The sequence below is a fragment of the Rhizobium jaguaris genome, assembly GCF_003627755.1.
GTDB classification, from domain to species: domain Bacteria; phylum Pseudomonadota; class Alphaproteobacteria; order Rhizobiales; family Rhizobiaceae; genus Rhizobium; species Rhizobium jaguaris.
The window spans coordinates 3,067,890-3,094,721 of record NZ_CP032694.1 but is presented as its reverse complement, the minus strand read 5'-3'; the positions used below and the strand labels follow the sequence as shown (position 1 = coordinate 3,094,721).

Genomic DNA, 26,832 nt, shown 5'->3' with positions numbered 1-26,832 from the left:
CCAGTGAGGCGAATTTCGACTATTCTGGCCATTAAAGTTCCAGATCCTTGATTGCTGACATCGTTTCGAACTCCGCCCCCCATACGCCGACGCGGGAGGTCATGAACTGCTGAAGTTCGGCGTCCGAGTACGGATCGAAGGTTGTCGCCAGCCACGCCGCCCGTTCGCGAAGCGCTTCCGCATATGGCGTCTCAAGAAGGTTGACGAACGCTGTTGTCAGATCTGTGCCAGAGAAAAGAATGCCCTGACCTGTCAGCCGCTTCTCCAACAGTTCGCGAGCGAACATCAAATGCAGCCCGGCCTGTACGACATCTCTCTTCACGACCCACTCGTTTCCGCGATTGGGTACAGCCGGGTGAAGGCTTCCATGCTCATCGGCGGCGTCGCCTGAATGAACGAGGAGATAGTCGTAACTGATCAGTCTTTGGACATCGTAACTGGAAGGCCGGCTTGCCGACAAAACGAAAAGCAGGCGGAACCCGCACTCGATGGGCGTGTTGAACAGGCGCTCGCGACGACGCCTGCGAGGACGATCCTGACCTTCACTCATCGTCGCACCACGTGACGGTACCCGAATTGGCGAGGTGGTGGCAGACGCCCTCTCGATCAAGGGGGGACATGTGCTCCTTCAGGACGTGCCCATCGATCTGTTGAATTTGCGCAGCCTTGACCGTAGCGGCCAAGCGTTCGTAACCATTCGCCGCCGGCCCGGAATATGTGTAATAGAGGCCTGTCTCAAAACGCTCGAGCAAATCATCGAAGAACTGTTCATCGTTCATCTGGTCGCGGGAGAGCTCCTTAAGTCCTTCGGCGCTGTAGAAGGAGGCACGGGACCTCTTGAACAGAAGCGCAGACTTGCTGTGACCGTCGAAGTCAGCCTCCGTTTGGACGTACATGCCTGTCAGTTCCCCAATGACGTCGTAAAGCTGTCGAACATACCCACGCTCCTTCTCTGCGATTAACGAAGGGGGCACTGCGGGCTTTGCGCGATCCACCAGCGGCGCGCCGAAAACGAACCTGTGATACTTAGTCTGAGCGTGTTCCCCGAGGATCTCAAGCGGCTGCTTAACCCTCACGAATGAAAAGTCGATTGCTTTCACAAACTCGAGAAAGTCGCCCTCCAGAGGGATCTTCGTCTTTGAAATGATGCTTCCTGCGCAATACTCGTCCCAGTTGTCGATAAGAAAGGCGCCGAGCTTATTGTGGTCGACCGTATCCTGAAGATCATTCGTCACCCCCTTGCGGGTCACGAACCAGTATTCTTTCGGCAGCGAAAAGTCGCCCCGCCAAGCAAAATAGAGAACCTTGCCGATCTCTGCGACCGCCTTTGCTTCACCGAGCGCCGTACTATACCGCTTGCATTGGTACAGATGCCAGTATCGATCTGGCGATCCCGGCGCGCCGAACCAGACGACGATGTCGCGCCCTTTGTCCCCGGACCCGCCTCTCTGCTGGACCTGCGTCACACCGGGGAGTTTTTGGGCGAGATAGTCGTCTGCCCATTCAAGAACGAAGCGTTCGAACTCGTCCGCGCTGAACAATGCCAAACGATCGATCGGCTTGACAGGCAATCCATGGCTTGGACCCAAGAGCCGTGCGTTCGCGCCTGGCCATTTCGTGGGTTTGTCGAGCGCTTTCAGTTCGTGGCTCAATTCCGACTCTTAAGAATTTCAACTTCAGGTGTTCTTGCACGTGCGTCGATTGAAGGCAAGACGGGGACAAGCGATGTCCCCTAACATCAGTGCGCGTGCATGTTGCCGCGAGGCTGCCTGCGTGAACGGAACGCCAAAAATGCCAGAACGCCGGTAACTATGATGATCACGAGACCGCCGACGGCAAACCTAACGTATGGTCCGAAATCGATCCGCTGCTCGCCGACTCTCTGCTTTTCGACCTGTTCCGGCGTTACGAAGCCCGGTTTGTCTCCAAAGCGTCCAACAATGTAATTTGCAACCGCCGCGATCTCACTGTTATTGAGCGACAGCCTGAAGGATGGCATGCTTACGACGCCTGTCGATGTGTTTGCCTTCTGTCCACTAAGGACGACCTGGACGATATTCGAGCCGACTGCGTCATTGGCAGTCTTACTCCCCCTTAGACCGGCGAACGGCGTCGACATGCCGCCGCCATTCCAGCTATGACAGCTCGCGCAATTTCCGGCGAAGACCTTCTGTCCAAGCCCGGCATCCCCCGTCCCAGGCACGTAGCGGCCATCGTGCAACGCGGACGGAGCTGCGGCTACCCTTGGATCGCGCTCGTTAGAGACCGGAGCGGTGTCTTTCAGGTACACGGCGAGCGAATGGATGTCCTGATCGTTGAGATGGCTTAGGCTCAGCCGGACGACTTCCTCCATCGGGCCGGATGCCGAACCACGATTCTCGGCGTGCCCCGTCTTCAGAAACTGCTCGAGTTCCTGCATGGACCAGTCGCCGATCCCCAGCGCGGCGTCGGCCGATGCGTTATAGGCGCGCCATCCCTCGATCTCAGCGCCGGAAAACATCCGGCTGGCCTGAAGGCCGAACGTGACATTCCTGGGCGTATGACATTCCCCGCAGTGGCCCAGGGCGTTCGCAAGGTAGTTGCCGCGATTCCATTCCGCTGATTTTCCGGGATCGGGCTTGAACCGCGCGGCGTCAAGGTTGAGAGCGTTCCAGAAGGCCATTCCCCAGCGCTGGTTGAAGGGAAAGGAAAGGCTATTGGCGGTTCTCGGCTGATGAACCGGCGGCATGCTGAACAGGTATGCCTTGATCGCGAGTACGTCCTCGCGGGAGATCTGGGTATACGAAGCATAGGGGAAGGCGGGATAGAGGTGCTCGCCATCCTTGCCGATGCCTTCGTGCACGGCGCGTACGAACTGGTCGTCGGTCCATGCCCCGATCCCGGTCTCGTTGTCCGGCGTGATGTTCGTCGAGTAGATGACGCCGAAGGGCAGGGTGAAGGCGCGGCCGCCAACGAACGGCGTGCCGCCTGGCACAGTATGGCACGAGATGCAATCCCCAGCTCGTGCCAGATACTCTCCGCGTGCGACTATGGCCGCAGGGGCGTCGCCAGTTGTCGGATCGCCGTGCGCCTGCTGCTGGGCGAGGGCGGCGGATGCGGACAGGAGAAAGAGCCCCGCGCCGACGAGTGCATTGAACTTCATGGTGGCCTCCACAGGATACCGGTCGCAGCTCGCGATGCTGCTGGCCGATATTCGCATTTGGAGGCGGACGGGATTGAACGATGTTGATGATGATTGGACGAAGCGAGCGTGAAGCGATCGGGTGCGGCTTGCGCGGCGGATCGCCGATCAGAGCATGTTGACGCACACTTCCAGACTCTCGTCTCGAGACGCGCAGGCGGCGACAGGAAGGCGCCGTACAGACGGTCCGAGGCCTTCCAGCCTCGCCGATTAATTCACTCTTTTGAGACAAGTCCTGCGATCAAATCAACATTAGTATCGGCGCTCGCGACAAATACTTCTTGGCCGTAGGGGTAACCGCTGTATAGGAGCAAGCTCGAGCTTCCCGATCAATGGTTGCATTTCCGCAGCTTCACGCCTACGGAAATTGGAACGACTGAGCAGGTGGAAAAATGGACCCGATCGCAAAAGAACTGGGCACTGAACCCTCACAATCTGGGCGTCTGGAGATCGTGGTTCCTGAAGAGACGCTTGTTGCGGGCCAGGACAACGCGATTAACTTCATCATCAGAAATCCATTTTCGGTGCCAATTTCTGTCACCGAGGTCGCAGGCCCGAGTTCTCAGACCGTGACCGCTGTCGTTAAGGATCGAACACGGAACGGTGCGGCTGCGGTCAAGGCGGCGTCGGGGTTTCTGGAAGGAATGTCTGGCGTATTGGCTTCGATCTCACTACCGCTCGCCGGGATCAAAATCGAGACCCAAAGGCAATCTAACAGAGAAGTCAACGTCATCGCGCAGCCCAATTCGAAGGTCAAATTTGATGAAGACGTGGGGCCCTACACGACGCTTAATATCACTGCGGAGGAGGGGTCTAATGTAGAGATCGGAAAGCAGCTTACTGAGCCGAAGAATCTGGTCGATACCGTCATTATACCGCCGGGGAGCGAACGCATTTTCACTGTTTTTGTTCGTACAACGCATTGGCTGTTGTTTACGCCGCGACGATTCCCCGTAAATATTCAGCTCGGCTTCGAGCTTGATGGGCGCTTCAGGAGCCAGGTCGTTGCCGCCACTTTTTCGATAAACCCACCGCTTGGCTCCATTTTGCTGGGATCGATTTTCGGCGGTTCGCTGGGCGCACTAGCCCGCTCCCTTCAAACGCCAGCGGACATCGGTCTGGTCTCGCTTGTCCAAGGCGCAGCCGCAGTTGTTATGAGCATCATTGCTTCTATAACGTTGTCCCGAAAGACTGGTGCTCAGAGCTTCATCACGGTCGAGGATTTCTTCGGCGCTTTCGCGATCGGCGCCTTGATCGGATATGGTGGTTCCGAATATTTCCGTCGCGCAATCATGCCAGGATCAACGGAGCATTCGGGATCCGGATCCTGATGGCTGCCTCAATGTCTTCGTACGTGGATCTCAAAGCACCATTCGGATGCGGACGGGTTTCCGGCTTGGGCAAACGGGACCAATTATTCGTTCCGGACGCCTGGCATAAGTCGCTTACCCATGGGCTCGTACAATGCCAGGCCCTCCAGCCGGAGCCGCGCGAGATCAACCTTGACCAAGTCGAACACTCGCAACCAGCGAAACGCTGGCTTCATATCGAGTGCGACCGCCTCCAGCCGGAATGCCTCGTCATCATGCTCGAATGCGCTTGAACCATCGAAAGTGAGGGCAAGGAGATCTGTTGGTCCCACTGCTAGCATCAGCTCGATTCCCTCGTAGACGTTGCGATGCCAGTCCGTGATGTGGGATTGCCATTTTGCAAAGTTCCCACCGCCCTTCAATCGATACTCGGCGCTCAGGAGCACGTCGGGGCAGGCGACCGAGTGAAGCGCCAGGTATTTCGGACATCCGGGCGTGAGCGCTTTAAACCGCTCGACGTGTTGATACCAGCGACGGAGATCAGCGCCGGCAGCTTCTCGAAGCTGTAAAACGCGTTCCATTCGACTTCGCTTGCGCGGTCATTGTAGCTGCACTCAACGGCGTAGATCATCGGCGTCGTCCACTTTGCTGGCGGTTGCGAACCGCGGGAGGGAAAGGCCTCGGACACCTTCGCTAGAGCGTAGCCGAGCTTTCTGTCACTCCGCCGCCTGCGGGAACACTTCGTCCTCGTCTTCCTTTTCGTGGACGCGGGGTTTGTAGCCCGACCGGAGCACGACGTAGAACACCGGTGTTAGGAACAGGCCGAAGATCGTCACGCCCAACATCCCGCTGAACACCGCGGTTCCGAGCGATCGGCGCATTTCCGCGCCGGGTCCCTCGGCCACCGCCAGCGGCAGCACGCCGAAGATGAAGGCGAACGCCGTCATAAGGATGGGCCGCAGACGAAGATGGCTGGCCTCGATTGCCGCCTCGACGGCGGTCTTGCCTTCGTCCTGGGCCTGGCGGGCGAACTCGACGATGAGGATCGCGTTTTTCGCCGCCAGTCCGATTAGGACAACGAAGCCGATCTGGGTGAGGACGTTGTTGTCCATCCCCCGGACGTAGACGCCCAGTAGCGCGCCAAGGACGGCCAGCGGCACGATCAGGATGATGGACAGAGGAAGGATCCAGCTCTCGTACTGGGCGGACAGCGCAAGGAAGACGAACACGACCGATAGGACGAAAATCCACGATGCGTTCCCGCCCACATGCGTCTCCTGGTAGGCAAGGTCGGTCCATTCGAACGTCGTCCCAGGCGGCAGGATCTTCGTCGCGAGTCCTTCCATCTTCTTGATTGCCTCTCCGGTCGACGTGCCGGGCGCGGTGTTGCCCTGAAGAGGCACGGATACGTACATGCCATAGCGCTGCACCAGCGGGGGCCGCTAGTCTCATGGATGTCGGCAAGCGTTCCAAGCGGCACTAGGGCGCCGGTCGCCGACTTGACCTTCAGGTCGAGCATGTCGTCCCGCTCCATGCGGAACTGCTTGTCGGCCTGCGCACGCACCTGATAGACGCGTCCGAAGGCGTTGAAGTCGTTCACGTATGAGATCCCGAGGTTGCTGGCGAGCGTGTCGAAGATGTTCGGGATCGGCACGTTCAGAAACTGGGCCTTGTCCCGGTCGATATCGACGAAAAACTCGGGGCTGGATTCCGAGAAGGTCGTGAACACTCCCGAAAGGCCTGGCGTCTGGTTCGCAGCCGCCATCAACTGGCGGGTCAGGCCAAGGACTCGCGTCATGCTCGCGTTTTCAAGATCCTCGATTTGCATTTTGAAGCCGCCGGAGTTGCCGATGCCGCGGACGGGCGGCGGTGGGATGGCGATGATAAAGGCTTCCTGCTCGCTCCGCAGGTTCTTGTAGAGGTTGCTGATGATGGAGGTTGCGGTCTGACCGTCCTTCAGTCTCTCCTCGAACGGCTTGAGGGGAGTGAAGACCACGCCCGCATTCGACGCGTTTGTGAACGTTGCGCCACTGAAGCCCGCGAATTCTACTGCGTTACCGACGCCGGGCGTCTTCTTGGCGATCTCGGCAACGCGCTTGACAACCGCGTCAGTGCGATCGAGCGAGGCGCCGTCCGGAAGCTGCACGACGATGATGGCGTATCCCTGGTCCATGACCGGAATGAAGCCGCTTGGCACCTTGGTGCTGAGGAAGTAAGTCGCGCCAAGCAGGCAAGCGAAGATGAGGAGCGCGATCCCGCGTCCAGGCCAGGAGGTGACGAATATCCGGACGATGGAGGAATACCCTCTGCTCATAGCATCGAAGCCTCGATTGAACCCGGTGGCGGCTCCGTGACCGATGCGCGAGAAGATATTCCGCTTGTGGTGATCCTGCCGGTGGACGTGTTTTTTGAGAATGATCGCGGCGAGGGCGGGAGACAACGTCAGCGAGTTTAGCGCGGAGATTGCCGTCGCAATCGATATCGTCACCGCGAACTGTTTGTAGAACTGACCAGAAATGCCGGGATGAAGGCAGTCGGCACGAAAACGGCGATCAGAACGAGCGAAATCGCTACCACAGCTGTGCCGACCTCGTTCATGGTCACGTGCGACGCCTTGCGCGGGCTCATGCCCTTAGCAAGGTTTCTCTCCACGTTCTCGACGACGACGATCGCATCGTCGACCACGATCCCGATCGCGAGAACGAGGCCGAACAGCGTTAGCATGTTCAACGACATCTCGAAGGCGGAAAGGAACGCAAAGGTGCCGATGAGCGAAACCGGAATAGCGACGATCGGAATGATCGCGGTCCTCCAGGACTGGAGGAATATAATGACGACGATTGCGACGAGCACGGCAGCCTCGCCAATGGTCCGATAGACCTCCGTGATCGACTCCGAAACGAAGGCGGTCGTATCGTAGACGATCCGGTATTCGAGGCCAGGCGGGAAGCTCTTGCCCGCTTCAGTCATGATCTGCTTGATGTGAGCGGCGGTATCCAGGGCATTCGTTCCGGGTCTCGCAAAGATGCCAAGGGCGACCGCCGCTTGATTGTTCAAATAGCTGTTCGTGACGTAGTCCTGCGCGCCGAGCTCGATCCGGGCGACGTCCTCAAGCTTGACGAGACGGCCGTCGGGCGTCGACTTGACGATCACGTAACGGAATTGTCGGGCTTCAGAGAAGCGCCCGTCGGTCCTGACCGTGTACTGGAAGGAATTGTCACTGCCTGCCGGTGGCCCGCCGATCGATCCGCCCGACACCTGTACGTTCTGATCCCGGAGCGCCTGCACCACGTCTGCGGAAGTCATCCCGTAGGACGCCAGCTTTTCAGGATCCAGCCAGATGCGCATGGCATATTGGCGCTCACCGAAGATCTGGACGTCGCCGACGCCTTGCAGGCGCACGAGCGCGTCCCGGATACGGTTGCGCGCGTAGTTCGAGGTGTAGAGCTGGTCGTAGCGTCCCGTAGGCGACAGAATGTGAATGACCATCATGAGGTCGGGCGAACTTTTGTTCGTCGTCACGCCCAGTCGCTGGACTTCCTCCGGCAGACGGGGAAGGGCGATGGCCACGCGGTTTTGGACAAGAACCTGCGCCTTGTCCAGGTCGGTACCAAGCTTGAAGGTAATGGTCAGCGACATCGCGCCGTCGGCGCTCGAGTAGGAAGACATGTAGAGCATGTCTTCGACGCCGTTCACTTCCTGCTCGATGGGCGTCGACACGGTGTCCGCGATGGTCTGGGGATCGGCACCCGGATAAGAGGTCCGGACTACGATCGTAGGAGGCGCAATTTCCGGGTACTGAGTTACCGCGAGCTGAAAGTATGCGACCGTTCCGACGATCATCAGGACGACGGAGATGACCGACGCGAAGATCGGCCTATCGATGAAAAAGTGCGCGAACCTCATTTCGTCGTCTCCGTCGTTGCAGCGGCTTCCTGACTAGAGGAGGGCGCTTCGTTGTTTTCCTGGGGCAGCACGACCGTGACGGGCGTGACCTTAGCACCAGGACGCACACGAACAACGCCTTTGACGACGACGTTCTCATCGCCTGTCAGGCCGGTTCGGATAACGCGGTACCCGTAAAGCTTCGGGCCGGACCGGACGGCCTTTGTGGTGACCGTTCCGTCCGCGCTCAGCACGTAGACGATACGCTCGTTCTGATCCGACGAGATCGCCTCGTCCGGTATGAGGATCGCCTTGTAGGGATTGGAGCCCTCGATGCTGACCCGCCCAAAGAGACCGGGCTGCAGAATGAAGTCCGGGTTTGAGAACCTGGCGCGGACGCGAAGCGTGCCCGTGGCTGGGTCCACGACGTTTTCGGCGAAGTTCACCTTGCCGGTGAACTTGGTATGGTCGCGGTCCGAAAGCGTCACCGTGACGGCGATGCCGCCGCCGCCTTCCTGAAGCACCTTGCCTTGGGTGCGGGCGGTTTCCGCGTAGCTGAGCAATCGCCGCTCATCCACGTCGAAGTAGAGGTCGATCGGGTCGAGAGCCACGATCGTGGTGAGGATCGTCTGGTCGGCTTGGACCAGATTTCCGACGGAGATGAGGTGCCGGTCGATGCGGCCGCTCAGCGGCGCGGTGATATTGCTGTACACGAGGTCGAGCTTGGCGCGGTCCACGCTCGCCTCCGCGCCCTGGACGCTCGCCTCCGCCGATTGTAGCTCGCGACGCCGGTCGTCCAGGGTCGAGACCGATTGGCTGCCCGACTTCACGAGCGCGTCTACCCGGTCAAACTGGGCCTTCGCATAGGTGAGCGTCGAATTCGCCACGGCAAGGTTCGCCTTCGCCTCGCTCAAAGCGGTGTCGAACGGCCGCTGGTCGACCTGAAAGAGGTTGTCTCCCGCCTTGACGAGCTGGCCGTCCTGGAAGTCGATGTTCTGAAGATAGCCTCCGACGCGGGAGCGGACTGAAACCTGTTCCGACGCCTGGAAGCGGCCGATGAAGTCGTCGGTGTCGACCACTTCCCGGACGAGCGGCTTAGCAACGGAGACCTGAGGCGGGGGTGGGGCCTGCTGGGCGGATGCCTGGGCACTGGAGAGTGCAGCCATAAGTGGGAGCAGCGGCAACGCGAGCTTGCGAGAGAACATGTAATTATCCTCGATGTTGACGGGCGCCGAAATGCGGGCCTTCGATGGCGTCTTCGTTCTTCACGCCTGCGAGCGAACCCGTCAGGAATTGCGCCTCGCCCTTGCCGAAGGACCAGTCGGCGTCGGTGTTTTCGACGACCGAGATGATGAGGTCTGAGGGACTGACGCCGCATTTGTCTTCCAAGGCTTTCGCCAAGGAACTGTAGAAGGCCGTCTTTTCCATCATCGACCGCGGACGGCTGACAACCTGGACGACGACAAGATCTTTCGTCCGCTGAAAACCGAGGCCGGTGTCCAGCGCAACCACATGAATGGGCTCGTGCTCCGTTACGACCTGGTAGCGGTCGCTCTCGGGTATGCGGAACGATTCGACCAACGCGCGGTGTGCATGGTCCAGAAGCTTTGCGAGCTGATCGGGGGAACGACCTTTGATGAGGTCGAAACGGACGAGGGGCATGATGAGACCTTTGTGCGGCGGCCGCGGTGGCTGCGGGAATTCGGACCGCTACCGTAGGCCCGCCATTCCGAAACGATTGTCGGAAAGCAGCTTTTTAGGAGAATACTGACCGGATTGGGTCAAACTCTCTTCAGAGGCCATGGAGAAAGGCGTCGCGGTACTCCGACGACGCCTCGAAAGTTCTGCACGGCGAAACGCCGAAGCGGTCAGGCGGGGTTCAGCTCTTCGGGGAAGAATCCGCCAAACATCGGGTTGCCGCTCTGCGATTCAGCACGGGTGGCCTCGTCCTGCAGAACGTCCCAGTGTTCGGCAAGCTTGCCACCCTCGATCCGAACGACATCTGCCGCGACCCACGCGACGCCGCGACCGTTTCCCGAGAAGCGGCCGTGGACGATCACATAGTCGTCTTCGGCCACGATGAGCTGATGTTCGTACTTCAGCGTTGGCGGCACCGCGCGAATGAGGTCGAAGAGGCCTTCGCGGCCTGGCTTGATGTGCGCACTATGCTGGATGTAGTGGGGCGACCAAAAATCCCAAGCGGTGTCGTAATCGCGCTTGTTGAAGAGCGTGTCGAAGGCCTTCAGGACAAGGGCCTTGTTTTCTTCCGGGGTCGTCATCGGCTTTCTCCTTTTTGGCGCGGCCGCTTCGGAATTTCAATGCGAGTTCGGGAGCGGCGCGATCGTGAAGACGTACCCCGCCGCTGGCGGCTGGTATTGAAAATAGCGAGCACGGCGTTGGACGATCCGGATCGGAAGCGGCACAACCGCAAACATCGAACCAAAAGAGCCGGCGATCCGCGACGGAGAACGTCTTCCGAGAGCCTTGATGTCTCGGCGGCGACTTCGATGCCGTCCTCGATGTCGAGCTGACCGCAATCAAGAGATCTGGCCGTTCAATGGCAGGTTCGTGGTACTGTGCGTCGACTATGGCGACCCTCGCGTCTGGATCGTGCTCCCTGCGCTGTCAGGAAACGGGGGGAGGTTTGGCGGATTGGTCGTTAACCGGTGCGAAGACCTCTATCGGCGCCCCTAATCCGCGTACCCGGAAGGGACCGAGGCGCTCTAGCGTATCACTATCTGGTAGGAGGCTGGCGAAATCCTGTGACATCAATACCGGTCGGCCAATGTCCTTTGTCAGCCGTTCCAGTCGCGATGCGACGTTTACGGCAGGACCTACAACCGTGAAGTCCAGCCTACTTGCCGAGCCGATATTTCCGTACATTACGTCGCCCGCATGAACGCCGACGCCCCAGGACAGCGGTTCGCGGCCATGTTTCAGGCGCGCGGCGGACAAGGCCTGAAGTCCTTTGCTCGCGTCTTTCACGGCGGCAAGGAGATCCTCGGCAGCTGTAGGCCTGCTCAACGGAAAGATCGCGAGCAGGCCGTCGCCCATGAACTTCAGAATTTCGCCACCGTGGCGCTCGATCGGTTCGGTGACGGTATCGAAGTAGTCGTTTAGCAGCGAGAGCACGCTGTCCCTTGGAAGAGCGTCCGATAGTGCAGTGAAGTCTCGCAGGTCACAGATCATCACCGCCGCCTGCACTGTTGATCCGCTTCCCCGCCTAGTCGCACCGGCAAGGATTTCATTGCTTGCCTGTTTCCCGACATATGTCTCGAGGAGCATACGCGCCAGATGGTTCTTGATCCGGATTTCGCTCGCGGACGAAACTAGGGGAGTGACATCCTTTAGAAGGTCGATTTCGTCGTCCCTGAATCCTTGGGGCGCATCTGTGGCAAACGTAACGACCTGACGTTTGCCTAGGGTATGATGCATTACAAGAGCGACATAATCAGTCATGCCTTCGGCTGCAAGTTCGTCGTAGACCATATGGCGGGACGCGCCCGGCTTGTCGTCAAAGATGCGATGACGGACGAAGTCGGCACCTTTCTCAACCTGCTCAACGGGACTTCCGATATAGCCGGGAGTTCGTTCTATCCCGTATTCGACGCCGCGAATCTCGCACTCGCTAGCGCCGCGCTGCCAAAGGATTCGAGCACCCAGCCACTGCGGGTAGTTGGTGCGGAACACGAGCGCTGCGCGGGCGACCGGAACGCCGGTCGATGCCAGACGCGCGCACAAATCTACCAATAGATTGTCGATGAACCTCTGTTCGTGGACATCCTTGACCAACCAGTCGATTATTTCGTGCCGGTGTTGAGGCCATAGAGTAGTCACGTCGTTATCTCTGCGAAGCATAGGCGGCTCTCAATTCCCGAATGGAGAAAAGGCGATAGGATTCTCGAGCCTGTCCACTCTTGTACAATCGTGATGTCCTTTGAACAAAACTGCCACGCCGCCAGCCACCGCTAGCTTCAGCTTAAGCGAAGCCTTCTACAGGAGCGGCGGTAGCTCTCCATTTTGCAGAAAATTCATCAGCTCCGGGTTCGATAGCACTGCATCGTAGACGATGAAGTCCCACGAATTGGGCGATATCGCACAAGCGTTTCCCCGGAAGTAACCGAACATTGCCACCAGGTCCTGGCCGCCTTCACGAATCTCACCGGCGAGTCGGAGAACACGGCGATGGGCTCCGGAGAAGAACGATGCAAACCGTGTCGTAACCTCCAGCTTCTCGACATGGATCGCAACAATCGCACGTTCATGATCATGCAAATCGGGATTCGCCGTGAGTTCGAAAAGTGGTGTCGAAAATGGAGGCTCGATCCTCAACGCAACGAGTTTCGGCGCAGAGAATCTGTCGAAATAAGGGTGGATGAAAAAGCGGGGATTCTGGGCGTCGCCCGTTTCCTCCAGCTTTGCCTTCTGGCAGGCGTCACACATTGGAAAGAGATTATGGGCAACGATTGCGAACTGAGGGTAGAGCCGCTTCGGAAGGTAATGGTCGAGTGTATTTGGTCGACCGGCCTCTCCACACGCCGGACATATAACCAGTTCATGTGATCTGAGATTGTTTAGGACGGTTGCTTGGGCGGAACCTTCGGCTGGATGTGTATAGAGGCCGATCAGTGTGCTCTTGCGAGCTTCGGCTGCCGGCCACCTCTCGACGACCGCGGGCGAACCGCGGCCGTCGAGATAAGATTGAACTCGTTCTCGCCATTCTACGGCGATGCCATTGAAGAACGCGGCGTTTACGCCAGTCTGTCGTTCGGCGATCACATCATCGATCAGACCTACGTCGTCGACCGCGGGCGGCGTCAATATATGGACCATCAGATTGCCCGACCCATCGCAGCGATCTGGATGATCATTTCTTCGTTCAGCTCGTCGCGAAGCAAGTTAATCAGATCGCTGGCTGAGCGCTCTTGTAGCTGCTCCTTGATCCAGGCCTCGAACGGTTTCGAGACCGCTCTATCGCCGAACACGTATGACGTAATACGTTGGACGTCGCCGCCAAATGTCTGGAACGGCGGTGTATTAACAACTATGCCGTCGTCGGTCCGGGCGAAGACATGAACGCAGTCGGCTGGAACCTCACGCACCGCGACGATCGAGTGGGTGGCGAATAGGGCTTTCGAATTGAACTGTTTCAAAATCTCTTTCAGCATGTCGACGAGCTGGATCTCCAACGTGGGATGAAGGAAGAGCTCTGGCTCATCGATCAGGATGAGACTGTTGCGTCGCATGACGCCCAGAAGGTTGATGATAATGTAAGAAAAGAGGCGTTGCCCCGAACTTAGATGGAGTGGCGCCCCGTCCTTAAAGAAAACTACACCCGTGCGCGCTCTGAGCCTGTCTACGATGCGGTCTGGAACTAGCTGGGGCAGCTCCTGCGAAGATATGCGCACGAACTGCTCGCCGTTTGGCCCGTCGAACACAGGATGTGGCCCCATTATCGCCTTACTCGCGAACGTGGACGGGTCGTCCCTCTCAACTTCTACCGCTGCGAAATCAAAGGAGAACGCGGACCTCAGAACCTCTTCGGCTGTCGCCAACTTCTTTGCCCATGCGCGCATGGCGCGGAAGCGGACGTCGTCGGAAACACATGAGATCAGCGATCGGGCGGTTGCCTCCTTCGGAACTTCAAGGCTGAGGACGTCTTCGTTCACAGGGACGTTTCCCGCCTCTGCAGGCCCTCTAAGTCCAAAGTACCTGTAGACGTCCTGATCCTGGAAGTCTTCCCTCTCCATAGTGATCGGGAAGCGTTCGAAAGGGCTGTACGAAAGGACAACGATCTGGCTGAGGCTCGGTCTTGTGATGAAGCCAGGCGACTCGGCAGGCTTGCTGTCGTCGTCATCGATCCAATCCCTGACGATTTGATGAAGAAGCTGAGATTTTCCAATCCCGTTCGGACCAATCAGCACGTTGATGTCATGAGGAAGCGGCGTCGGTGACCGATACCTAAAAAGAATTTCCCGAATGACGCCGTTTGCGTCGAGATAACGGAAATCAAGATTATTCGCTGTCGCCATTTGCTGGGCGAAAACCTTCCACCCGTCCTGGAAAGCGTTCTGCGCTCCGCGCTCTCGCTGCAGCGACGACCCGAACCCAGGCGCCTTCGACATCCGCACTGCTTCATCGTCATTTCTAACATTGATAAGATAGCTGGCGTCCCGAAGGGCGATTGCGACCTCGCTCGCTCCTTCCTCACCAAGCAGTGAAACGAGCTGCTCATAGAACGAAATCTCAGAAGGGACGGAGACGTACGAAAGATCGGGGACGGGGAGCACGCCATCCCATCCCGCCGATACCGCTTCTCGGAGGACGCCGCGGCTTGAGGTCTTGCCGTCGAACAAAATCTTCACGGAGCCGAGGTCAAGGATTTCGCCCCCTATCCGGCATGCGGTGTTGAAGGTCGTCGCGTGCCCGTAATCGTCCCAGTCATTTTCGATGAGCTCGAGAACGTCACCGCTGTCGGTTGGGGTTCTCAACGACCGACCCGCGCGCCCTCTAAATACAACCTGCATCGCTCATCCCGCTCTTGTGGAAGTTGATAAAAACGCGATTCTCGGCGACTTGGGAAGCCGGCAAGCTCGCTCTTCCAGCAAGGTTATCCCTAGAGGTCCGATGATACTCTGGAGGGTGGCGAGAGAAGACGCACTTCATAATCTCGCCAGCGTCGAGAATGAGCCAACGGATCCCCCTCCTTGAGCTAAAGCTCGGATCAGTCGCCGACGTTTATCGAGTCCACCCGATCCGGATAGAACGCGAGAAAGCCCCTTATCTCGGCCACCGCTTCGTAGGGCTTTTCATAGGTCCAGACGGCATTCACCGATCGTCCGCCACCAGCAGGTATCGAAAGGTACGCGCACTCGCCCTTGTAGGGGCAATACGTCATGTGATCGGTCCGCCGCATAGTCGACATCTGGGCGTCCTCGCGCGGGATGTAGAACACGGGCGCGTAGTTCGCCTCACGCAGAATAACGGCGTGCCTCGTGTCCGCGATGGTCTCGCCGCCAACCTTCACCACGACCCGCGACGTGCTTGCCTCGATCGTAATCGGATGATCCGGGCCAGGCATCCGTTTGGTTCTGGTCGTCACCTGATCTGCCATAGCCGTACTCCGTTCATGAATGTCCATCGAGGGGCGTTGTCAGGCGGGCGAGCGCCCACCGCGCTTATCTGCCACGTTTTCCGCTCTATCAAGCACCAGGTCTTGGACGCGCTTGTCGATCTTTGAAGTAAACTGATACAAGTGCTATTCGGGAGTCCGCGCGGACCAGGCGCGTCGCGGCATAGCGGCGACATCACGAGGATGCAGCGACTGTGGATCTCACCGAAGACTCAATATGCTCCGGGCGTCGACCAAGTCGCGCGTGTCGACCCCCTCGGAAAACTGTTCGAGAATGAGCCGTACGGCACTTTTCGCTTCCTGCACGCGTCCCTGGCAAGCCAGAAGCCGCGCAAGGCTGGTGACGCTTCGCAACTCCCACGAAAGCGCTTCCTGCGTCTGAGCAACCGAAATGGAACGCCGGAACAGTCGTTCGGCTTCTCCGTACCTTCCTTCGGCGACGGCTCGCCCGCCCTTGGCCCGGATGACTTCCGGAGCGCACCAGCCGTCTTCGCCCGCGGCGTCAGCTTCGAGACCGACTAGCTGACCCGTCAGCGTCGCCAGCGTCTGGGCCTGAAGGTCACCCTGCGTCTCTATCACCGGAAGGCCTTGGTCTTCGCCCGTGGCGCGGTGCTGCAACACGCTTTCGAACATCCGACCCCACGAATGCCAGTGACTTAGAGTGAAGCGCAACGACTGCTCCAGCAGATCGGTCACGGCTTGTCGTGCGAGATCGTCGCCGCCGCGCCATAGCAAGATCGGACAGACCGCGAGCGCGAGCGCCTGACAGAGGGCGAGCGGCCCGTCCGCGCGGGCGATCTCCTCCGCCTTTCTGACGACCTCGATCGCTTGATCGGGCTTGCCTGTCATCCAAAGGGCGCGCGCCAGGATTATCCGCATCGAGACGCGCCGGTCCGTCTGGAGGCCACCATACGCAGTCGGGATGTTGACCACAGGATGGGCAAGGACGGCCTTCGCGAGCTTCGACGCCCTTGCGTGATCGCCGTTGAAATGGTTGACTTGCGAAAGGATGCGCTGCGATGCGACAACCGCGAGGTCGTCGCCGACGCTCTGCCCGAGCCGCTCGGCCATCTCCGCGTGTGTGATGGCCGGCGCGTACTTGCCCATGCCCATGTTGAACGCGGCGAGCACGATCTGGGGCTCGATTCTGTGACGATCCTGTCCGATCTCTTCGGAAAGGAGCGCGGCTCGGGTCAGGCCAACGATGTTGTCGTCCGTGGGCTGGTGCTGGTTCTGAACGAGAATGCCGTAGATGATGTTGAGGCGCATTTCGGACACGAGGTCTGGCTTCGGCAGACTTGTAGCCGCTGCTATAGCCTTCCTTGCCCGCTCCCTGAATTCGTCGACCAGACCGAGCTGCAGTCCGAGCGGCATTGCGAGCGCCGTCAGCCTGACGCCCACGGAGTGGTCTGCCTCGGGATGGAAGCAGTGGGACATCGCATCGCGTATGTCGTCGAGGAGGGGAGAATAGCGTTCGATCCAGATGGATCGTCCCGTGTCCTTCCACTTCGCGTCGGCTTCGATGAGCACGTCGATGACATACTCTACGTGGAGCCGCTTCGATCTCGACGTTTCGGACATATCGGCCAGCTTCTCCCGGCCATAGAGTTTCGTGCTCTCGAGGAATCGGTAGCTGACTGTCTTCGGCCCCATGCTCGAGTAGAGAAGCGATTTCCGGACCAGCCCGGAGACGCCCTCCATTACGGCTTGCGGCGTAAGCATCTCGCACGCAGCCACCTGTACGGCCGCATCCATGGAAAACGAGCCTGCGAAGACCGAGAGCCTGCGGAGGACGACGCGCTCGTCGGCGTCCAATATTTCGTAGCTCCAGTCGAGCATGCTGCGAATCGTACGATGCCGGTCGACCGCTGTGCGTCTGCCACCGTTCTGGACGTCGAGCCGATCCTCTAGGTTCTCGAGAAGTCCGGCAATGCCGAAAACCTCGACGCGCGCAGCCGCGATCTCGATCGCCAGCGGGATGCCGTCTAGCTTGCGGCAGATCTCGACGATGAACGGAACGTCCGCTTCTCCGATCGTCATTGCGGGATTGTCCGAGGTGGCCCGTTCGACGAAGAGTTCGACGGAAGGGTAGCTTATCGCCTCCTCAAGAAGCAGGTCGTCCGCAGCCTTCGGCACTTCGAGCGGCGACAGTCTGTAGAGCCACTCGCCCTCGGTGCGAAGGCGTTCATGGCTGGTGGCGATTATTCGCAGGCCCTTCGCGCCGCGGAGAAGGCCTTCCACCAGTTCCGCAGCGCCTCCGATCACATGCTCGCAGTTGTCAAGAATGATAAGCGCATGGTGCTGCCGGACGTGGGCAACAAGACTTCCAATAGGATTGGCGGCCTCTGCCGATATGTTCAGTTCGGCAGCAACCGCGAACGGTACGAGCCCGGCGTCGGAGACGGCCGCCAGATCGATGAAGAACACGCCGTCGTTGAAGCTAGCCGAGAGCCTCTGGGCAGCAGCAAGTGCAATCGTCGTCTTCCCGATGCCTCCCGCTCCTACGATGGTGACCAGGCGCTGTCTGCTGACAAGCTGAACGATACCGTCGATGGCTTCCGCCCTGCCAACGATTCGCGCCAGCGGGGCAGGGAGAGTGTCGTTGGAGAGCTGGTCGGGAAGGCGGAGCTGGATGGCGTTGGCGCTCACCGGCCCCCGCACCTTCGAAACCCTGCCGGTGAACTGATATCCCCGACCGACGATGTTGGATATGAACTGCGTATTTTCGCGGTCTTGGCCGAGGGCCTTGCGGAGGGCGGCGATATGAACGCGGAGATTGCCTTCATCTACGAAGGTGGACGGCCACACGGCGCGAATGATTTCTTCCTTGCTGATAACCTCGCCCGAACGTTCCACCAGCGTCGCCAGCACTTTGACGGCCCGCCCGCCGAGCTTCACTTCCTTCCCGTTTTCGAGAAGAGCGCCACGGCCAGGATAAAAGCAAAAGCGGTCGAACAGGTAGCCCTCGTCCAAGCTCGCGTCGCTTGGCCGCATTGAGCCCGAACGACGCCCGAGCGAGGCAACATTTCCGTCAGCGTCCATCAATGGAATCCGCGCTTTCCCAAGCTCAATACCCGAATGTCTAGCACGCTTATGTTATGCGTCACAATAAAAACAACAAACAGACGGCGATAGGAGCCACATCATAGTATATCGGATGGGCGCGAACGTTACTTAACGTTGCGCGGCAAATATCTCCTATCGTATAGAGCGACGAACACGGCAAATGCGATCAAAGTCACCGCTATCGCCGAAAACATTACAAGACCGCCGAAGTTCACTAGGAGCGGAAGCAGGACCAGTGGCACCAGCGCCGATCCAAGTCGGTTGGACGCCCATGCCCAAGAGGTAACGCCCGCGCGGTGCAGCGTCGGGACCGATTCTGTCGCGAAGAGCACCAGGACCGGCATGTAGAGGGTCACCATTAGGTTGAAAGCCAGTCCGCTCGTAATGAGCACCCAAGGCTCGTTCGAACCGCCGAACGCTATGCCTAGGACAGCCATTGCGATCGAGCAGACAACAAGGAATGTTCGACGCTGCATCTTGTCAACGAACGAACTTATAAAGACGGCGCCGAAGATTGGGGCAAGCGTCGATATTCCGAGGTAGAAGAGTGAGTCCCGGACATTGATGCCCTTCTGAACCAGAACCGCGCCCGACAGAACGGTGAACCCGACGGCGGCCCATGGCGATAGAAAATACAACGCCACAAGGCTTATCGCGCGCCCAAGCACCGGGCCGTCCTTGACTTCGACGGGGGCATCCTTTCGACCGGGTCGCGGTGGCATAGACGCCAGCATGACGGCGGATCGGCGAAACTTCTCGAGTGCCTGCTCCATTTCTGGCAGCCGTCCTTTCATGGCAAGCCAGCGAGGCGATTCCGGTAGACAGATGAAAAGAAAGAAGCACAGGAGCGAACCAGCCCCAGCGATCCAAAAGCCCCATCGCCAAGCTTCGATACCGAGAGGAGAAGATTCCCCGAGGCTGCGCACGAGAAAGATAAAGGTCGGCGGGCCGATATAGCCGATGGCGGTGCTGGCGACCGCAAGCTTGCCACGCCTTGCGGCCGGTAGGATGTCCGTGAGGTAGGCGAACATCAGCGGCGGATAGGCGCCGAGCGCGATGCCGCCAAGAGCGCGCGACGCAGTCAATGCCCCGATGCTAGCCGCGGTCGCCGCCAGTGCGGAGGCGACGGTCAAGAGAAGCATGATTCCCGAAAGAACCGGCCGCCTTCCGAACCGGTCGGCGAGAAGTCCGAGCAGCGGTGCGCCGACCACCGCGCCGATATAGACCGAGGCAAGCAGAACGGAGAGTTCCGAACTTCCGACAGAGTAGGGCGGAGCGGAAAAGACGGCGGACAGGGTATTCCCGAAGGCTATCTCAGCAAGGTCAAAAGAAAAACCAAGGCCACAAACCACCAGGGCAAAGACGTGCAACCTTGTTACAGGTTGATTGTCAAAGTCTTCGAATAGGCGATCGGTGTCCTTGCAGTCGCGTGTCGTCGAATTCACTCGCCTCTCCTCGCGATAGCGCTCTTAACACCGGTTATAGGAGTCCATGCTCAGGGGAAAGTTACGCAGTGTTAATTGCGGGCGGCAATTGAAGATTCCCGCCGACGTATAACATTCCGACCTCAAATTTGCTTCGACGAATCAATTGTGTCGCGGCACTCCGACGCCCTGTGGTAGTGCTCAATTCTGGTAAGCACCGCGAGGTTACAATCAGAATGCCAACTGAACTGGCCTTTCACCATGTGACGGCCGTTTGCTCGGACGAGGAGCGCACGACCGAGTTCTATACGGCCGGCCTCGGAATGCGCCTGCTACGCCGAACGGTGAACTACGACCAGACCACCATGCTTGAGATCCAGCTTGGGGGATCGCTTGGCGTTCCGGCCTCGATCATCACGTTCACCGTCAATCCGGCGTCACCCCAGGGAGTGCAAGGTACAGGCCAGATCAGCAATCTCGTGTTCATAGTCCATGCCGGTACGCTGGAACAATGGGCGGAGCTGCTGGCTAGGCGCGACGTCGACGTCACCGGGTTCGCCTCCAGCTTCGGCGAGCGTTGCCTCTGCTTCTCCGACCCGGATGGTCTGTCGATCTCGCTCGTCGAGTGCGACCGCGGCGGCCATTCCGCCATAGCCGACAAACGCCTCGCTATCGGAAAGCTGAAGTCAGTAGAGTTCCATCTGCAAGGTTTCGAGCATACGGCGCGGTTCATCAGGGAAATACTCGGCTTCGCCCAGGTCGATCGGCAGGGCGCGGTGACGCGCTTTGCCGACACCACGACTTTTGGCGGACCCGTGATAGACCTGCTGTCGGCGCCTGGTCACGGACGGGGGACGCATGGCGCGGGCGTCGCGACGCACGTCGCGTTCAAGGTGAGCGACTTGCAGCGGTTGAAGATGTTCCGCGACCGCGTCGTGGCGTTCGGACTCGACGTGACGCCGGTGCTCGACCGATACTATTTCAAGGCAATCTATTTCGAAATCCCGTGCGGTGTTCGTGTCGGGCTGGCGGCAGACACGTCGAGCGGCCTCATACTGGACGACAATCCCGCCGGACCGTCGATCGTGCTGCCGCCGTGGCTTGAAACCCAGCGGTCGCGGATTGAGCGGAGGCTCGGAACGATGCGTCCCAAATGAGGTCTCAAGCGGTCCCATGCTGTTTCGACGTTTGCGCAGGATCTCACAAAACGGCTTAGAACGTCCAATCTCCCAGTGAAGCTATGTGTTTTTGTCAGGCGACATACCGGACATCGTCATGGTCGCGCGCCCTCCCTCGATCATGACCGGCCGCTCTCCGCCGCGCCATGGTCTCCGCGTCGCGGTGAGCGGCCGCCACTACTTAGCGGATGCCCAACTGGAACATACATGAGGCCGCCGTGACTGCAGATCCAACGCCGGAAAGACGATTAGCTTGCGACGGCCGTTCCCTGATTCTCCATCCGCGTGAGGAACAGCTTCAGAAGTGGCGACGTGTTCAAAGTATTGTATCCGAGCATCAGATCGATGGAGGGGACCTCGCCCTTCAAAGGACGGCTGACGACCGACCACGACAGGAAGTTTTCCGCATAAGCCGGAAGCAGGCAGACGCCGCGCGTCGAGGCGACGAGCGAGATCGCCATCGCGAAATTGTCGATGAGATGCGTCGGCTTGATCGAGATTCCGACCTTGTCGAAGTAGCGGCTGATCACGTCCCGCAGGACGTGCGGGATGTCCGACATTCCGATGAAAATCTCGCCCACGAGCTCGTGGGGATCGATTGCGTCCTGCGCGGCGAGCCTATGATCGCTCGGAAGCATGACAACGAGCGGCTCGCTTGCGACCACCTTGTACTCGACGTTCGGTTTTCCCTCGGCACGCAGGAAGGCGACGTCGAGCTTTCCGCGATGCAGGTCTTCGGCGAGCTGAGGCGAGTACTGACTTACGACGCGGATCTCGATGTTCGGCAGCTCGTCGCGAAGGATGCGCGAAGCGATCGGGAGCCACTCGACCTCCATGCCGGTGAGGAACCCCATCGAGAAGACGGGCTTGTCGGGCTCGGCGGCACGCCTTGCGGCTTCGACGGCGGCTTGCGCTTCGGCAAGAGACTGCCGTGCATGGTCGAGGAACGCTCTTCCTGCAGGCGTCATCTCGATGCCCTTCGCGCTGCGCGAAAACAGCGGGACGCCGACTTCATATTCGAGATCGCGGATTTGGCGCGACAGGGAGGGCTGCGCCGTGTGTAACCGTTTCTCTGCCGCCAGCGTGAGGCTGCCTTCTTCGGCGACTGCCACGAAGTATCGAAGATGTCGTAGTTCCACTTACTGTTCTCCCATGCCTGGCAGGTATATCTACCAACTTACAAAGTCTTTTTCAATAGCGAGGAAGGAGCTTAAACCAATGCCCAACGGAGGCGATAACAACTCGCAGATGGAATTCGCTCGGGTCGTTCAGAGCTAAATTTTTCAAGGATTTGATCCAATGTCAGAACGTGTTGTACTCATCACTGGAGCGCTAACCGGCATTGGCCGCGCGGCCGCAATTGAAATCGCCAAACAAGGCGATAAGGTCGTCATCTCTGGCCGCAATGAACCTGCAGGGCATGCCCTCGCGGAAGAAATCAAGGCAAGCGGCGGTACCGCTACATTCATTCGCGCCGACGTCCGCCACGACGAAGAAGTCCGCAACCTTGTCGACCAGACCGTGGCCCTCTACGGCGGGCTTGACGCCGCCGTCAACAACGCCGGCACGGAAGGGCAGCCGGGTGTGATTACTGCTCAGACCGCAGAGTCCTATGCGGCGACCTTCGACACGAACGTCCTCGGCACGCTGCTTAGCATGAAGCACGAAATCCGCGCCATGCAGGAGAAGGGCGCAGGGAGCATCGTGAACATATCGTCGACCTACGGTCATGAAGGCGCCGCCTACGCGTCCATCTACTCGGCGAGCAAGCACGCCGTCGAAGGCCTGACGAAGTCGGCGGCGTTGGAAGTCGCGAACTCCGGCATACGCGTAAATGCGGTGGCCCCTGGCCCGACCGACACCGGCATGCTCGACCGCTTCACCGGTACCGATGAGAACAAGGCCAAACTCGCCTCCGGCGTTCCGCTCGGCCGCATAGGCAAGCCTGACGAGATGGCGCATGCGATCGCATTCCTGGCTTCGGAACAAGCGTCGTTCATCACCGGACAGGTTGTCACCGTGGACGGCGGCAAGACCGCCGGCTGACAGATAGACCCAGCAAGAACTCAACGAGGAACACTGCTATGACCAATACGCATCAGACCGCTCCGACACAGTACGTCGAAGCTAACGGTATCAAGTTCGCCTACCGCCGCTTCGGGAAACCGGAAGGCGTTCCACTTGTGCTCAACATGCACTTCACCGGGACAATGGATCATTGGGATCCGCTGGTGACCGACGGTCTCGCGAAGGGCAGGGAAGTCATCCTGTTCAACAACGCCGGCATCTCGAGCACCTCGGGAGAAGTCCCCACGACGATCGAGGGTATGGCCGCGGACGGAGTCTCCTTCATCAAGGCCCTCGGCCTAAAGAAGGTGGACGTCCTCGGTTTCTCTCTGGGCGGTCTCGTCGCCCAGGAGATCGCGCTGGCCGAGCCTGACCTCGTCCGCAAGCTGATCCTGGTCGGTACCGGTCCCCGCAGCGGCGAGGGCATGGCGACGTTGACTCCAGAAGCCCAGGCAGTCTTCGGTGCGGCGTACGAGAACCCCGACGACCTTTGGCTGGGCGTCTTCTTCACGCCGTCCGAAAATAGCCAGGCTGCAGGCCGCGAGTTCCTCAAGCGCTTTCGTCTGCGTAGCGAAGGCCGCGACCCGGAAGTGAACGAGAAAGTCGCTCCCGCACAGATCGAAGCTCTCGGCAAGTGGGGAGCACCGCGTGAAAACCCCTACGACTACCTGAAGGCCATTAAGCAGCCGACCCTGGTTGTCAACGGCGGCACGGACGTAATCATCTACTCGGTGAACTCATACATCCTGCAGCAGAACATCCCCGACGCCCAACTCATCCTGTATTCGGACAGCAACCACGGCTCGCAGTACCAGTACCCGGAACTGTTCGTGACCCACGTCTCGACGTTCCTCGACGCCGCCTAAGAGCCGGCCCCACTAGCAAGTCTTAGGCAGGACGCCCTGGCCATCCACGCGGATGGCCAGGAAGGCTTGGTGCGTCCCACAACCAAGGAAGGAGCGCGCAATGGCAAGAAGTCTTCTAGGGAAAACCGTTGTCGTGACCGGCGCCTCCCGTGGTATCGGAAAGGCGATCGCCCTTGCTCTCGGCAAGGAGGGCGCGCAGGTCTTGGTCCACTATGGCAGGCATGCGAGGGAAGCCGACCAGGTGGTGGCAGAGATCCGCTCAATGGGTTCGCGATCTGAGAAGATTAACGCGGACCTGGCCCAGCCAGACGGTCCCCACAAGCTCGCGAAGCGGGCAAAGGAGATTATCGGTGGTCGCCTGGACATCCTGGTGGCGAATGCTGGCGTCTTCTTGCCTTCGTCGATCGACGACCTGGCCGTCGAGGAGTTCGACAAGCTCTTCGCGGTCAACGTCCGGGCTCCGCTCTTCTTAGTGCAGCAGCTCAGGCCCATTATGTGCACCGGCAGCAACGTGATCTTCGTTTCGTCTCTCGCCGCTAGGGCGACCATTGGCGACTTCGCGGCCTACGCCGCCAGCAAGGGCGCTCTCGAGACCACGGTAAAGTATCTGGCCAGGGCCTTCGGTCCGCACGGCATCCGCGTCAACGCGGTCGCTCCCGGCGTCATAGAAACCGACGCCGCCGCCTTTGTGAAGACGGGCGAGGGCCGTGAGCACACACTCGCCATGCAGACGTTCAAGCGGATCGGCAGTCCAGAGGACGTCGCCCGCGTCGTCGCATTTCTCGCCTCAAACCAAGCCCGCTGGATCACCGGTGAGGTCGTTCCGGTCGATGGAGGTTCGCAACTCTAGCGAATTCCTCGAACGTCAAAAAGGAAAGGATTCTGCTATGTCGCAGGAGAAAGAATCAAACTGGCTCGGCGTCTTCGCCGTAGCCCTAAGCGCCACAGTTTTCTGCACCACCGAGTTCCTTCCAGTCGGCGTGCTCCGCTATATCGGAGAAGGCCTCGGCGTCTCGGAGGGCACGGCGGGCCTGATGGTCACCGCGCCCGGCGTGCTTGCAGCGGTCGCAGCCCCGGTGGTGACGGTCGCCGTCAAGAATCACGATCGGCGCCTGGTGCTGCTCGGCCTGTCCCTCCTGCTGGTCCTGTCGAACCTGGTTTCGATGCTCGCCCCCAGCTTTGCTGCGCTCATCGTTGGCCGCGTGCTGTTCGGCATCGGTCTCGGCGGCTTCTGGGCCATTGGCGCGGGTCTTGGCGGCCGTCTCGTCGCCGAACGCAGTGTCGGGCGGGCCACTTCGATCATCTTCGCAGGCGTCTCGCTCGGGATGCTGATAGGCGGCCCGGCCGGCGCGATCATCGGTGATCTCGTGGGCTGGCGCGCGGCCTTCGGTGCAGCACTTGCGATTTCAGTGCTCGCGTTCCTGGCGCAGGTCATTTCTTTGCCCAAGCTCGAAGTTCAGCAGCGCGTTCGTCCGTCTGACCTCCTCGGCATTGCGCAGACACAGCAGGGTCGCATTGGATTGATCGCGATGTTCCTCGTGCTCACCGGCCAGTTCGCAACGTACACGTACGTCACGCCCTTCCTCGCTCAGGTTTCCGGTTTCAGCGGCGCCGCGATCTCTTCCATCCTTCTCGGCTACACCGCGATCGGGCTTCTCGGCAACTTCGTCGGCGGGGCGGGCGCTTCGCACAGCATCCACAAGACCTTCATGGTCACCATCGTCTTCCTGATGCTGCCCATGCTTCTTCTGCCGGTCGTCGGCGTATCTCAGGCAGGTGTTCTCCTGCTACTCGCCATCTGGGGCCTGTCCTACGGAGCGATGCCCGTCGCCCTGCAGATGTGGATGGCCAAGGCGGCGCCCCACGTCGCCGAAGGCGGCATGGCCCTCTTCGTCGCAAACTTCCAGATCTCCATCGCGGTCGGTTCGTTCGTTGGCGGTCTCGTGGTTGACGGCTTCGGTCTCTTCGACGCGATGTACTTTGGCGGCGTGATGTCCGCGCTCTCCCTGGTCTCGATCCTTCTTTTTGGCCGAGTTCACACTCACGCCCAGGCAGACGCCACGGCCTGAATTGCGAGGACGCCGTACACCCAAGAGGCGGCGTCCATTTCATGGTTAATAGAGGCCGGGTACGGCCGGAGGAATTCGAATGACTAGCAACTGAAAGATCCATCGCGGCGTCGCGACCGGCAACAAAAACGGAAAGTCGGTATTCGTCCGGGACGAAAGCCGAGAAGCGTACTTCTTCCAGACCGTGAAGGGCTTACAGCAAGCTTATGTCTGGTCTGCAAAGGGGATCGCCGAAGGAGAGCCGCTGACCGGGGACGAAGAAACCCAGAAGTCCGCACTTCGTCGAGCCAACGGTTCCCTCGCGCAGATAGTCGACTTCCCGCCGCCAGCGGAGCGGACCAAGACGACGGCGGCGCCGGCCGAGATCGGGCAGGAATAGGCGAACGGACTTCCGGGCCTCGCGGACACTTTCGAATACGACGGCTCGAAGATGCACACTACGCCGATGCTGGACTACGCGATTGTGCGGGAAGGCGTGCTGATGTTGGAATTTGACGGCGGCGACCGTCGCGACATCCACGCCGGCGACATCGTCGTCCAGCAGGAGCGCGTCACGGCTAGCGAAACCTGGGCGACGTTCCAGCAACGATAGTCTTCGTAATGCTCGGCTGATCACTTAGCGTCAGCTTTGTTCCAAGGCGTTCTTTTTCTTCA

21 protein-coding genes and 1 pseudogene are annotated in these 26,832 nt (G+C 59.5%); 7 read left to right on the top strand and 15 right to left on the bottom strand.

Annotated features, from left to right (window positions below; translation table 11 throughout):
* Window positions 1–31: 31 nt before the first annotated feature.
* The 3 genes from CCGE525_RS15085 to CCGE525_RS15075 form a co-directional block, all read right to left on the bottom strand.
* The gene (locus tag CCGE525_RS15085) at window positions 32–550 is read right to left on the bottom strand and encodes an ABC-three component system middle component 2 (RefSeq protein WP_205587398.1); all 519 of its coding nucleotides are present in this window, start codon (window positions 548–550) and stop codon (window positions 32–34) included.
* Entirely contained in the window at window positions 543–1,652 is a 1,110-nt protein-coding gene (locus CCGE525_RS15080) for an ABC-three component system protein (protein ID WP_205587397.1), read from the bottom strand. Before CCGE525_RS15080 ends, CCGE525_RS15085 begins: the two co-directional genes overlap by 8 nt.
* Before the next feature lie 86 nt (window positions 1,653–1,738).
* Window positions 1,739–3,142 (bottom strand): cytochrome c, encoded by a 1,404-nt coding sequence (locus CCGE525_RS15075; RefSeq protein WP_120704983.1) that lies wholly within the window; start codon window positions 3,140–3,142, stop codon window positions 1,739–1,741.
* A 431-nt stretch (window positions 3,143–3,573) separates the two neighbouring features.
* On the opposite strand from CCGE525_RS15075, the gene CCGE525_RS15070 reads away from it, so the two are divergent.
* A complete protein-coding gene (locus tag CCGE525_RS15070) occupies window positions 3,574–4,512 on the top strand; it encodes a hypothetical protein (protein WP_120704982.1) in 939 nt (312 codons plus the stop codon).
* Between the two features lie 83 nt (window positions 4,513–4,595).
* On the opposite strand, the gene CCGE525_RS15065 is transcribed toward CCGE525_RS15070, so the two are convergent.
* The 11 genes and pseudogenes from CCGE525_RS15065 to CCGE525_RS15015 all read right to left on the bottom strand — a co-directional run bounded on the left by CCGE525_RS15065 (window position 4,596) and on the right by CCGE525_RS15015 (window position 20,019).
* Window positions 4,596–5,072 carry a sugar ABC transporter gene (locus CCGE525_RS15065; protein ID WP_205587395.1) on the bottom strand — a complete coding sequence of 159 codons (477 nt, stop codon included), beginning with the start codon at window positions 5,070–5,072 and terminating at the stop codon, window positions 4,596–4,598.
* A 135-nt stretch (window positions 5,073–5,207) separates the two neighbouring features.
* Window positions 5,208–8,397, bottom strand: a pseudogene (locus CCGE525_RS15060) (efflux RND transporter permease subunit).
* Window positions 8,394–9,542, bottom strand: a complete 1,149-nt coding sequence (locus tag CCGE525_RS15055) for an efflux RND transporter periplasmic adaptor subunit (protein WP_245472162.1) — start codon at window positions 9,540–9,542, stop codon at window positions 8,394–8,396. The pseudogene CCGE525_RS15060 and the gene CCGE525_RS15055 overlap by 4 nt, the downstream one beginning before the upstream one ends.
* A gap of 43 nt (window positions 9,543–9,585) precedes the next feature.
* Entirely contained in the window at window positions 9,586–10,038 is a 453-nt protein-coding gene (locus CCGE525_RS15050) for a tautomerase family protein (protein ID WP_120704980.1), read from the bottom strand.
* Between the two features lie 206 nt (window positions 10,039–10,244).
* A complete protein-coding gene (locus CCGE525_RS15045; protein WP_120704979.1) occupies window positions 10,245–10,655 on the bottom strand; it encodes a nuclear transport factor 2 family protein in 411 nt (136 codons plus the stop codon).
* 346 nt (window positions 10,656–11,001) lie between these two features.
* Window positions 11,002–12,234 carry an adenylate/guanylate cyclase domain-containing protein gene (locus tag CCGE525_RS15040; RefSeq protein ID WP_120704978.1) on the bottom strand — a complete coding sequence of 411 codons (1,233 nt, stop codon included), beginning with the start codon at window positions 12,232–12,234 and terminating at the stop codon, window positions 11,002–11,004.
* A 135-nt stretch (window positions 12,235–12,369) separates the two neighbouring features.
* Window positions 12,370–13,197 carry a hypothetical protein gene (locus tag CCGE525_RS15035; RefSeq protein ID WP_162950181.1) on the bottom strand — a complete coding sequence of 276 codons (828 nt, stop codon included), beginning with the start codon at window positions 13,195–13,197 and terminating at the stop codon, window positions 12,370–12,372.
* 11 nt (window positions 13,198–13,208) lie between these two features.
* A complete protein-coding gene (locus tag CCGE525_RS15030) occupies window positions 13,209–14,903 on the bottom strand; it encodes an ATP-binding protein (protein ID WP_120704976.1) in 1,695 nt (564 codons plus the stop codon).
* Window positions 14,904–15,100: 197 nt separating this feature from the next.
* The gene (locus CCGE525_RS15025; protein WP_120704975.1) at window positions 15,101–15,490 is read right to left on the bottom strand and encodes a DUF427 domain-containing protein; all 390 of its coding nucleotides are present in this window, start codon (window positions 15,488–15,490) and stop codon (window positions 15,101–15,103) included.
* A gap of 219 nt (window positions 15,491–15,709) precedes the next feature.
* Window positions 15,710–18,550 carry an ATP-binding protein gene (locus tag CCGE525_RS15020; protein ID WP_120704974.1) on the bottom strand — a complete coding sequence of 947 codons (2,841 nt, stop codon included), beginning with the start codon at window positions 18,548–18,550 and terminating at the stop codon, window positions 15,710–15,712.
* A gap of 128 nt (window positions 18,551–18,678) precedes the next feature.
* Window positions 18,679–20,019 carry an MFS transporter gene (locus tag CCGE525_RS15015; protein ID WP_120704973.1) on the bottom strand — a complete coding sequence of 447 codons (1,341 nt, stop codon included), beginning with the start codon at window positions 20,017–20,019 and terminating at the stop codon, window positions 18,679–18,681.
* Between the two features lie 215 nt (window positions 20,020–20,234).
* On the opposite strand from CCGE525_RS15015, the gene CCGE525_RS15010 reads away from it, so the two are divergent.
* Window positions 20,235–21,155 (top strand): VOC family protein, encoded by a 921-nt coding sequence (locus CCGE525_RS15010; protein ID WP_120704972.1) that lies wholly within the window; start codon window positions 20,235–20,237, stop codon window positions 21,153–21,155.
* A 269-nt stretch (window positions 21,156–21,424) separates the two neighbouring features.
* Here the strand turns inward: CCGE525_RS15010 and CCGE525_RS15005 are convergent, their stop codons facing one another.
* Window positions 21,425–22,315 carry a LysR family transcriptional regulator gene (locus CCGE525_RS15005; RefSeq protein ID WP_120704971.1) on the bottom strand — a complete coding sequence of 297 codons (891 nt, stop codon included), beginning with the start codon at window positions 22,313–22,315 and terminating at the stop codon, window positions 21,425–21,427.
* A gap of 160 nt (window positions 22,316–22,475) precedes the next feature.
* On the opposite strand from CCGE525_RS15005, the gene CCGE525_RS15000 reads away from it, so the two are divergent.
* The 5 genes from CCGE525_RS15000 (at window position 22,476) to CCGE525_RS38325 (ending at window position 26,770) form a co-directional block, all read left to right on the top strand.
* On the top strand, window positions 22,476–23,222 hold the full coding sequence (locus CCGE525_RS15000) for an SDR family NAD(P)-dependent oxidoreductase (RefSeq protein ID WP_120704970.1): 747 nt from the start codon (window positions 22,476–22,478) through the stop codon (window positions 23,220–23,222).
* Between the two features lie 38 nt (window positions 23,223–23,260).
* Complete coding sequence (locus tag CCGE525_RS14995; RefSeq protein WP_120704969.1) at window positions 23,261–24,109, top strand: alpha/beta fold hydrolase; 849 nt, start codon at window positions 23,261–23,263, stop codon at window positions 24,107–24,109.
* 100 nt (window positions 24,110–24,209) lie between these two features.
* Window positions 24,210–24,959: an SDR family NAD(P)-dependent oxidoreductase gene (locus tag CCGE525_RS14990; RefSeq protein ID WP_120704968.1), complete on the top strand. Its 750-nt coding sequence runs from the start codon at window positions 24,210–24,212 to the stop codon at window positions 24,957–24,959.
* A gap of 37 nt (window positions 24,960–24,996) precedes the next feature.
* Window positions 24,997–26,178 carry an MFS transporter gene (locus CCGE525_RS14985; RefSeq protein ID WP_162950180.1) on the top strand — a complete coding sequence of 394 codons (1,182 nt, stop codon included), beginning with the start codon at window positions 24,997–24,999 and terminating at the stop codon, window positions 26,176–26,178.
* 430 nt (window positions 26,179–26,608) lie between these two features.
* Window positions 26,609–26,770 (top strand): cupin domain-containing protein, encoded by a 162-nt coding sequence (locus tag CCGE525_RS38325; protein ID WP_162950179.1) that lies wholly within the window; start codon window positions 26,609–26,611, stop codon window positions 26,768–26,770.
* Window positions 26,771–26,832: the final 62 nt, after the last annotated feature.

Bases quoted from the DNA above. Each gene is read 5' to 3' on its own strand.
- CCGE525_RS15075 (WP_120704983.1), bottom strand. From the start codon at position 3,142: ATGAAGTTCAATGCACTCGTCGGCGCGGGGCTCTTTCTCCTGTCCGCA.
- CCGE525_RS15055 (WP_245472162.1), bottom strand. From the start codon at position 9,542: ATGGCTGCACTCTCCAGTGCCCAGGCATCCGCCCAGCAGGCCCCACCC.
- CCGE525_RS15020 (WP_120704974.1), bottom strand. From the start codon at position 18,550: ATGGACGCTGACGGAAATGTTGCCTCGCTCGGGCGTCGTTCGGGCTCA.
- CCGE525_RS15070 (WP_120704982.1), top strand. From the start codon at position 3,574: ATGGACCCGATCGCAAAAGAACTGGGCACTGAACCCTCACAATCTGGG.
- CCGE525_RS15025 (WP_120704975.1), bottom strand. From the start codon at position 15,490: ATGGCAGATCAGGTGACGACCAGAACCAAACGGATGCCTGGCCCGGAT.
- CCGE525_RS15000 (WP_120704970.1), top strand. From the start codon at position 22,476: ATGTCAGAACGTGTTGTACTCATCACTGGAGCGCTAACCGGCATTGGC.
- CCGE525_RS15040 (WP_120704978.1), bottom strand. From the start codon at position 12,234: ATGCTTCGCAGAGATAACGACGTGACTACTCTATGGCCTCAACACCGG.
- CCGE525_RS14990 (WP_120704968.1), top strand. From the start codon at position 24,210: ATGGCAAGAAGTCTTCTAGGGAAAACCGTTGTCGTGACCGGCGCCTCC.
- CCGE525_RS15030 (WP_120704976.1), bottom strand. From the start codon at position 14,903: ATGCAGGTTGTATTTAGAGGGCGCGCGGGTCGGTCGTTGAGAACCCCA.
- CCGE525_RS15010 (WP_120704972.1), top strand. From the start codon at position 20,235: ATGCCAACTGAACTGGCCTTTCACCATGTGACGGCCGTTTGCTCGGAC.
- CCGE525_RS15045 (WP_120704979.1), bottom strand. From the start codon at position 10,655: ATGACGACCCCGGAAGAAAACAAGGCCCTTGTCCTGAAGGCCTTCGAC.
- CCGE525_RS38325 (WP_162950179.1), top strand. From the start codon at position 26,609: ATGCACACTACGCCGATGCTGGACTACGCGATTGTGCGGGAAGGCGTG.
- CCGE525_RS15085 (WP_205587398.1), bottom strand. From the start codon at position 550: ATGAGTGAAGGTCAGGATCGTCCTCGCAGGCGTCGTCGCGAGCGCCTG.
- CCGE525_RS14995 (WP_120704969.1), top strand. From the start codon at position 23,261: ATGACCAATACGCATCAGACCGCTCCGACACAGTACGTCGAAGCTAAC.
- CCGE525_RS15050 (WP_120704980.1), bottom strand. From the start codon at position 10,038: ATGCCCCTCGTCCGTTTCGACCTCATCAAAGGTCGTTCCCCCGATCAG.
- CCGE525_RS15065 (WP_205587395.1), bottom strand. From the start codon at position 5,072: ATGGAACGCGTTTTACAGCTTCGAGAAGCTGCCGGCGCTGATCTCCGT.
- CCGE525_RS14985 (WP_162950180.1), top strand. From the start codon at position 24,997: ATGTCGCAGGAGAAAGAATCAAACTGGCTCGGCGTCTTCGCCGTAGCC.